The sequence below is a fragment of the Nostoc paludosum FACHB-159 genome (assembly GCF_014698835.1).
In the GTDB taxonomy this organism is placed as follows: domain Bacteria; phylum Cyanobacteriota; class Cyanobacteriia; order Cyanobacteriales; family Nostocaceae; genus Nostoc; species Nostoc paludosum.
The window spans coordinates 1-7,626 of record NZ_JACJTU010000114.1 but is presented as its reverse complement, the minus strand read 5'-3'; the positions used below and the strand labels follow the sequence as shown (position 1 = coordinate 7,626).

The 7,626-nt window shown below is 40.3% G+C and carries 7 protein-coding genes and 1 pseudogene; 1 reads left to right on the top strand and 7 read right to left on the bottom strand.

Annotation, left to right across the window (positions count from 1 at the left end):
* Positions 1–251 (top strand): annotated as a pseudogene (locus H6H03_RS39975) (SWIM zinc finger family protein); the annotation flags it as partial.
* 47 nt (positions 252–298) lie between these two features.
* On the opposite strand, the gene H6H03_RS38510 reads toward H6H03_RS39975, so the two are convergent.
* From H6H03_RS38510 to H6H03_RS38480, 7 genes are all read right to left on the bottom strand, one after another.
* Positions 299–604, bottom strand: coding sequence for a hypothetical protein (locus H6H03_RS38510; RefSeq protein WP_190960246.1), 306 nt, complete (start codon positions 602–604; stop codon positions 299–301).
* A gap of 20 nt (positions 605–624) precedes the next feature.
* Positions 625–1,566: a ParM/StbA family protein gene (locus tag H6H03_RS38505; protein WP_190960245.1), complete on the bottom strand. Its 942-nt coding sequence runs from the start codon at positions 1,564–1,566 to the stop codon at positions 625–627.
* Between the two features lie 574 nt (positions 1,567–2,140).
* Positions 2,141–3,133, bottom strand: coding sequence for a ParB/RepB/Spo0J family partition protein (locus H6H03_RS38500; protein WP_199339237.1), 993 nt, complete (start codon positions 3,131–3,133; stop codon positions 2,141–2,143).
* Positions 3,130–3,819 (bottom strand): ParA family protein, encoded by a 690-nt coding sequence (locus H6H03_RS38495; protein ID WP_190960244.1) that lies wholly within the window; start codon positions 3,817–3,819, stop codon positions 3,130–3,132. The genes H6H03_RS38500 and H6H03_RS38495 overlap by 4 nt, the downstream gene beginning before the upstream one ends.
* A 437-nt stretch (positions 3,820–4,256) precedes the next feature.
* Positions 4,257–6,476 (bottom strand): AAA family ATPase, encoded by a 2,220-nt coding sequence (locus H6H03_RS38490; protein ID WP_190960243.1) that lies wholly within the window; start codon positions 6,474–6,476, stop codon positions 4,257–4,259.
* A gap of 137 nt (positions 6,477–6,613) precedes the next feature.
* Positions 6,614–7,156, bottom strand: coding sequence for a sigma-70 domain-containing protein (locus H6H03_RS38485; RefSeq protein WP_190960242.1), 543 nt, complete (start codon positions 7,154–7,156; stop codon positions 6,614–6,616).
* The gene (locus H6H03_RS38480) at positions 7,110–7,502 is read right to left on the bottom strand and encodes a sigma factor (RefSeq protein WP_190960241.1); all 393 of its coding nucleotides are present in this window, start codon (positions 7,500–7,502) and stop codon (positions 7,110–7,112) included. The genes H6H03_RS38485 and H6H03_RS38480 overlap by 47 nt, the downstream gene beginning before the upstream one ends.
* Between the last annotated feature and the right edge of the window lie 124 nt (positions 7,503–7,626).

The window sequence follows — 7,626 nt, the reverse complement described above, 5'->3', positions numbered from 1 at the left end:
AACCTAGTGAATCTTTCTATACAAGAATAGAAAAGCGGGCTGTTAATCACAAACCGAATCTTCGGGAGTTTTGGCTAGGTAGTAAGCGATTGCCCTCAATTATTGAAACGTCCAATGATAGTGCCATTCCAGCAATTTTAATCAAGAAGGAAGGAGATTTCCCTGCTTTCTGGCAAAAAGATAGTTCCTTTATCGAGACTATGGAGGAGCTTTATCAACGTGTCAAAACTAAAAATCAAAACTTGATTTAGCTGATTGATAGGCAATCTCTTTCTCACCGCAATAGGCTAATTCATATCTATAAATCAAAATCTAGGGAAAATGTTTCATTGCCTGAATCTTCTTGTTCAGGGTTGGTCAATACGCTTGTAACAGACTGACGGGATGCTCCCGAATTAATATCTATTCCATTGAAATCGGATGTATAAGCTATTGGTTGCGGTATATTCAACACTCCTTTTTTGAATGCAAAATAACAGTCAATGATGAAATGAACCGTCTCCAAATAGCTTTTGTCTAATTGTTTAGCCTCTGCTATTATGCGCTTACGATAACTATTTCTAATGCGTACTTTGTCTGAGACATCATCTTGATTATTAAACATGGCTTTATCCTACTGGCTTTTTAAGAATTCTTGTTGACTATTGCTTTGGCCATCTCCAATAGCCCGGCTGCATTAGCCTCTACCGGATTGTCTAGAACTTTAAATCCATTTTTTTCTAGCAGCTTTTTAAATCCTGGTAACAAACAGCCGCCTCCTATTGCCCAGATTTCATCGCCTTGGTGTTTGGCATCCAGTGCCATACCTACTACTTTTTTCAAATATTTTTCATACCAATCTTTAAAACAAGCCATGTAGACATCTTTGATATCAATGTCACGACTATATCTGGTGTGTTCGTTTTCTAAGCAAAATCGCACCTTTGATGCGTCCCCAACTTTACCTCCATTAAGATGTTTCATTTTTTGGGCAATCTCATCGATGAGGACTTCTACACCGATTGGGTAAGGTGTGTGTACTTCCCGCTTTCCTTGAGTGTATCGAGAATACAGCGTTGTGCCATTGCCAAAGTCAATCACTGTTAACTTTTTGGGAAGGGAACGCCCAAACAAAGCTCCCATTCCTTCAGGAACAACTTTCAGAACTTCTACTTTGACTTCTGAGGGTTTGCCAGCAAGGACAGCAAGGTATTCTCCACTAAGGACTTTTGTTAAGTCTTTTGCTAAAGCGATATCATGTAAGCTGACGACTAACTTCAAATGCCAAGCTTTGCGGTGTGGCAAATGTGCTAATGCTCCCAATAGCGTCGTCAGAGCATTCTTGATTTTGTTTTCATTGTTGTCTGTGTTGCGTTCAAAATGATTTCCAGCACGAAAAGCAGATTCACCAACTGTGTAAGCTGTCCCGTTAAATTCTACGCGTCCGGGAACGTCTTCCATATCTGCTGTGGAAATGTAGCTGGGGACTCGCACAACTTCAAAGCCATCGACTAACAGCTTCAAACTGCCATAGCCATTGTCAAAGCCTGCGGGAAAAATTTTTTGCAGTGCATGGATGTTTGTCATGTCGCTTTGCTCCAATTCAAAATTCACGCATTCACGCATTAAAGACAACTAGTGTCCGATTGAACTCACGACTAAGAGTGTTGACCGCCAAAGAAAGCATATTGTGGCGATGGCAATGACTTGAAGTATTGATTAATTCAAAATTATTTCCATTCTTCATTTTGAATTTTGAATTTTGCATTTTGAATTCAAAAAAAGTCATCAGGGTTAATTGCGGCATAAAATCAGGACTTTTTGAGGATACCCTAAATGAGGGCTAATTGTAACCTATTTAACCACTATTTAGCCCCTATAGCATAATTCAAGTTTTTAGAGGTTATATGACCCCTATTTGATACCCATCTGTAATTTTAAAAATTTTACTTTTGCTTCTTGTAGAAAACACAGAAACAGTTCGTTCAAGCAAAGACCACTACATAGATAAACATCAATACTAATTTATGGGTTATACCAATGAGGGTGTTTACTTTTTTGTTAAGAAAAAAGGCAAGCAATAGCCGTAGGATCTACTGTTGAAATAAATCTGAACCTTGGTGGAAATTTTGACAACCTTGCAGCAGCAAGTTGATAGCCTTTATTTACTTTGATCTATCACAATTGCTTCTAATTGCTTAAGTAACTGCTCTATTTGCTGAGTTTTATTTGGATCGCTCCATAAACTCTTATTCTTGCTGGCTAGTTGAACTGTCTTGGACAAACGTTGCTTTAGGCTAATAGCATCAGATAATGTTTGTGTCTTACTACTAGTTAATATCTTGAGCCGTTGCTTAATTTCTGTAAGGCTTAAAGAGTTTTTAACAGCTTCTTGTAAAAGGTTGTGTCTTACATCTTCATCTTTGATACTAGCTAGTAAAATCCCCTTAGTATAATGAATTTTTCCGTGACGTATAGCATTTAAGATATCTACTGGTTTTTTTAATAAGGGGAGTCGAGTCGCAACAAAAGATTGCCAACTGATTCTTCCGAAGGAATCAAATACTTGACGTACAATTTCAGCTTCTTCACTAACCAAAACGTTTTGGTTAGTATTGCTTTTCGTAGCATTATTCATTCGGTAGAGTAAACTGACAACTTTTTCAGTGTCATAGCCTAGCTGCAATTCCAACAATCGTAAAGTGTTATCTAATTCTTCTAAAGCACTAAAATCACGACGATTTGTATTCTCTGATATGGCAGCGTGAAAAGCAGTTTGGTCATCCCAATCAAAAACCTTAACTGGGACAGTTTCTAATTTTATAATTGCTGCTGCTTTTAGTCGCCGAAGTCCAGCAACTAATTCATACTTCCCAGGTTGGTTGGGATGAGGACGAACCCACAGAGGAGAACGAATTCCATTAAGCTGAATATCATTTAATGCCCATTTCTGTAATTCTTCAGGATCGTAATAATGGCGGACTGGTTTACCATCTGGAATAAAGGTAAACGTACAAACAATATCTTTGGCAGATAAAATCTCTTCTTTAGTTTCTTTTGTTGTTTTGATAATTTCTTGAGTAGTAGTTTTACCAAACACAAAGCTCAGTTCTTCATTATTGGCAATGTTATCTTTAAGTTTTCGTCGATTCATGATTCGGTTTCAAATAGCTGTAAAGCTTCTGTAAGGATTTTGATATAAGCTTGTGCGGCTGCTTTAGGAGCTTCTCCTTTCATACGAAAGACTGTACTACCTTGCCCAGGCGCATCTTTAATACATTGTCGATCTGGAAGCGTAGCATTCAGCAACGGTATGAAACCACTTTGCAGCGCTTCTCTAGCCTCTCGTAACAAAATAGTATTGTCTTTAACTGCATTAAGATAAATTGCTGCAATCGGGAGTCCTCCTCTAATTTCTTTCGCTTGACGTACAAACTGTACAATTTTGCCCGTACTTGCTAGGTCAATCATGGAATCTCTACAAGGAATTAGCACTAGATTGGAGCGAATCAAGATTGCTTTTGTTACTTCACTAGCGTTGCCTGGCCCATCAACGATTACTACATCGTAAGATTCTGCTAACTTTGGTAGCTCATCAAACAAAATTTCTGGATCGCTGATCACCTTGCAAGGTAAACTCAAATCTTTTAACCAATTAGATGAGCTTTCTTGCCCATCTGCATCAACTAATACTGTAGAGCGTCCCATTTGAGTAAACCAATCGGCAGCATGAACAGCACCTGTTGATTTACCTGCTCCGCCCTTTTGATTAGCAAACGCCACAATTTTGGGTAATTTTTCAGGTTTCGTAATAACTTTTGTTGATCTGGATTTTGCCATATAAGCAGTTCTCACGTTGCAATGATTACATTAGTTCCTACACAACCATTTTGGAGTTAGATTAGGTAGCCAAAGTTTTTTCATAAGAACTTTTATTATTAGCATAGGTTAACTAACCAAAGCATATAGTTCGTTCGATATTATCACTAATTAAGAAAAAGGCAATAGCGTTATTATCTAACCAAAACGTTTTGGTTAGATAATAACGCAAACTAGAAAATAATATTTTTTGTTAAATTTTATACCTAATTTTCTGCTCTATCTAAATATCTGCCGTTTAACAAAAAATTTCTCACGCAGCTTTAAAATATTCTCTCAGCAGATTATATGTTTTAAACTATTTAACTTTTGGTTAAAATTGAAGCTTTGGTTCTTTTTGCAGCTAGTTATCAGTTTTATATCTATTTTTCTAAATGTCAGATTTCGCAGAAGAATGTTTAACATTTTTGAGCCTTGAGAAAAGCGATCGCACTTTGCCAGTCAATTGTCTGGTTCAGCAAGTACTGGGTGAAAGCCGCTTTGAGCCTTTCCAATTCTTCCAATGTGAGTTTTTTGCCCAGACGTTGTGCATAACTTGGTCGATTACCATTAGTAGTAAACAAACGTTCCAGAAAAACACTAGTGATGTGCATTTGCGTTAAATTTTGTTCAACTCCCATATCTACTGTTAACCCTGTTGATGCAAAAGCATCATGTAAGTCATTAGCATCCCAGTTGAGCATGGGGTCTGATTGATCGGCGTAGATTGCTTCTTCTGCATCAACTAATTGTTCGTACAACTTTTTATCTAAAGCGTTTGCTGGGAGTAAGCGATATAACCTTTGAGTAAAGCGTGGTAAAGTCTCTGCCAGTACCAGCTTTCCTCCTGGCGGTATTAGTTGAGCTAAAGTTTGGGCTGCGGGTAATTTGTCAGGCTCCGACATCAAGGCATTTCTTCCCATGATGCAATCAAATTGAACATTTGCCGCCTCCTGGGCCAATACCTCAGACAGTCGAGAGATTGGCGCAGCCAAAATGACCGGACGCATCAGTTGTGGTAGTGCTGCTGCTTGCTCTTGTAGAGCATTAGCATCCACAGGAGTGCGAACACAAGCATATATTCCACCTTCTGGCGCTTGCCGAATCGCTTCCCAAGTCAGTAAACCTGTGCCAGCGTTAATATCTAACACTAAATGATGCCGCTGCAATTGGGCTAAATCAAAAATCCGCTCTCGAACATTTGCTAACTGTGTCCCTACCTGCGAAAGTGTACGCTGTAACCAACGCTCACTAGCTTTGTCGCTACTTCCGTAAGTTAGTATTTCTAGCGGCGCAACAGTACTACCTTCTACCAATGCAGCTAGTTGGGCTTCCCGGCGACGCAAGACTTGGGTGCTAATTTCTTTTTCTTTGCCTTGGGCTGATGGTTGGTAAAATACTTGCCCTTGCAGGCTGGCTGGTAAATATTGCTGTGCTACCCAGTGGTCACGGTAAGCGTGAGGATAAAGATAACCTTGCCCATGCCCAAACCCTTTCTTATCTCGATTCGCATCCTTCAAATGATTAGGTACATCTTTTTCTTTTTCTTGCTCTACAGATGCTAGTGCATCAAAAAAGCCCATGACGCTGTTTGACTTCGGCGCAGTTGCTAAATATAGTGTTGCCTGTGCTAAATGATAACGACCTTCCGGCATCCCCACTCTGTCATAAGCTTCATTGCAAGCATTGACAATTACAATCGCGTTGGGGTCAGCTAGACCTACATCTTCACTCGCCAAAATCAACATCCGGCGAAATATGAAAGAGGGGTCTTCTCCGGCATAAACCATTTTCGCCAGCCAGTACAAGGCAGCATCCGGGTCAGAACCTCGCAAGCTTTTGATAAACGCACTGATTGTATCAAAGTGGGCGTCACCTTCTTTGTCATACAAGACTGCACGCTGTTGAATTGACTCCTCTGCTATTGCCAAACTAATATGTGTGATTCCTTGTGCGTCGGCTGGCGTTGTTTCTACCGCTAATTCCAGAGCATTCAGTAAAGAACGTGCATCACCATTGGCAACATTTACTAAGTGTTCTAAAGCTTTATCCTCAATTTCTACTGACAACTTTCCATAGCCGCGCTCGCTCTCAGTTAGCGTTTGTTGAACAATTTTGTACAAATCTTGGTCGTTTAGTTGCTTTAATTGAAAAATCCGCGAACGGCTTACCAATGCTTTATTAACTTCAAAGTATGGATTTTCTGTAGTTGCCCCAATTAAAATTACTGTCCCATTCTCTACCCAAGGCAGCAGCGCATCTTGCTGGGACTTGTTAAAACGATGAACCTCATCCACAAACAGAATGGTTCGTGAAGAGTACAATTTTCGCTGTTGCTGCGCGGTTTCTATCGCAGCACGAATTTCTTTGACTCCTGACAATACCGCATTGATGGCAAGAAAATGGGCGCTTGTTGTATTCGCTATCACTCTTGCCAGTGTCGTTTTTCCTGTCCCTGGCGGCCCGTAAAAAATTACTGACGATAGTTGATCTAAACTAATGGCACGTCGTAATAGCCTACCTGGGCCAATAATATGATCTTGACCAACAAATTCATCTAGTGTCAAGGGACGCATCCTTGCTGCCAGTGGTGCAAGGGTTTGTTCTATTTCCTTTAGATGTTGGTCAAACAAGTCCATCTATCTCTTATTCACTAAATATCTAGGGCCAATCAATCGCAACCACTCCTCTGTGATAATTTTAACGTAACCACGATGATTAGGTTGACGCTTTAACGCATCATGATGCACATTTCAAGACTATTAAACCCAACACCTCAAGCCAAATACTCTCGCATCTGCGGTTGCTTGCGATGCAATACCTTAATTGCCCGATTCTGAACTGTCTTCATTTTCGACTCTTTGATGTTGAGCCTCTGAGCAATTTGTTTCGTGGTCAGCTTGTCCACACTGCCCAAACCAAAGCGAAACATCAGCACTTGTTTTTGCAGTGGCTTGAGGGTTATCAAAGAATTCGCTAAATCTTGCCGCAGAAATCCTTCGTCTAAATACTCATCTGGGGAAGTGGTATCAGCAGGCAGAATCTCCAAAAAGTCAACTTCATCCTCCTGCCCCATTGGCCGATCTAAAGACAGTGGTTGGCGAAACGCAATTAAACATTCTCTCACTTGGTCTGGGCTAAGTTCGGCAATTTCTGCTATCTCTACAATCGTGGGATACCGCCCCAGCATTCTTGCTCTTTCTCGCTGTATTTTTTTGAGTTTAATCAAGCGATCGTTCATGTAACTCGGTGTTCTGATTGTGGTTGATTTATTAGCGATCGCTTTCGTGATTTCCTGCCGAATCCACGCCTTTCGCACAGGTCGAAAACTTATAACCTCGATTTGGATCAAATCTCTCGACCGCTTTTTGCAACCCAATAGAACCTTCTTGTACCAAATCCAGAAATTCTAGATGACTCCACCGATGCTTTTTGGCGATTGCTACCACCAACCGTAGATTCGCCGCAATCATTTTTTCTTTGGCCTTCTGCCCTAACCGCAGAATCTGGGATATTTCAGCTTCGCTTTTTCCCATATCAACAGCCAGTTGCCGTAAAGTTAACTGTTGATGTAGTTGTTCTTCGAGAACTTGTTTACGTTGCTGGACTACCATCATCTGCTGTACCTGCCGAGCAAAAATAATCTCTTGCTCTGGAGTCAGCATTGGATATTTAGAGATTTCCTTGCGGGGGGACAAAATGGTCTAGAATGCTTATATTACAAAGAGTGTAGCAATTTGTGGTAAAAGAAAAAGAGCCTTCATTCGCAACAAGCTCTATTTAATGATA

Coding starts and splice junctions, on each gene's coding strand:
- H6H03_RS38510 (WP_190960246.1), bottom strand. CDS start 604: ATGTTTAATAATCAAGATGATGTCTCAGACAAAGTACGCATTAGAAAT.
- H6H03_RS38505 (WP_190960245.1), bottom strand. CDS start 1,566: ATGACAAACATCCATGCACTGCAAAAAATTTTTCCCGCAGGCTTTGAC.
- H6H03_RS38500 (WP_199339237.1), bottom strand. CDS start 3,133: ATGAATCGACGAAAACTTAAAGATAACATTGCCAATAATGAAGAACTG.
- H6H03_RS38495 (WP_190960244.1), bottom strand. CDS start 3,819: ATGGCAAAATCCAGATCAACAAAAGTTATTACGAAACCTGAAAAATTA.
- H6H03_RS38490 (WP_190960243.1), bottom strand. CDS start 6,476: ATGGACTTGTTTGACCAACATCTAAAGGAAATAGAACAAACCCTTGCA.
- H6H03_RS38480 (WP_190960241.1), bottom strand. CDS start 7,502: ATGCTGACTCCAGAGCAAGAGATTATTTTTGCTCGGCAGGTACAGCAG.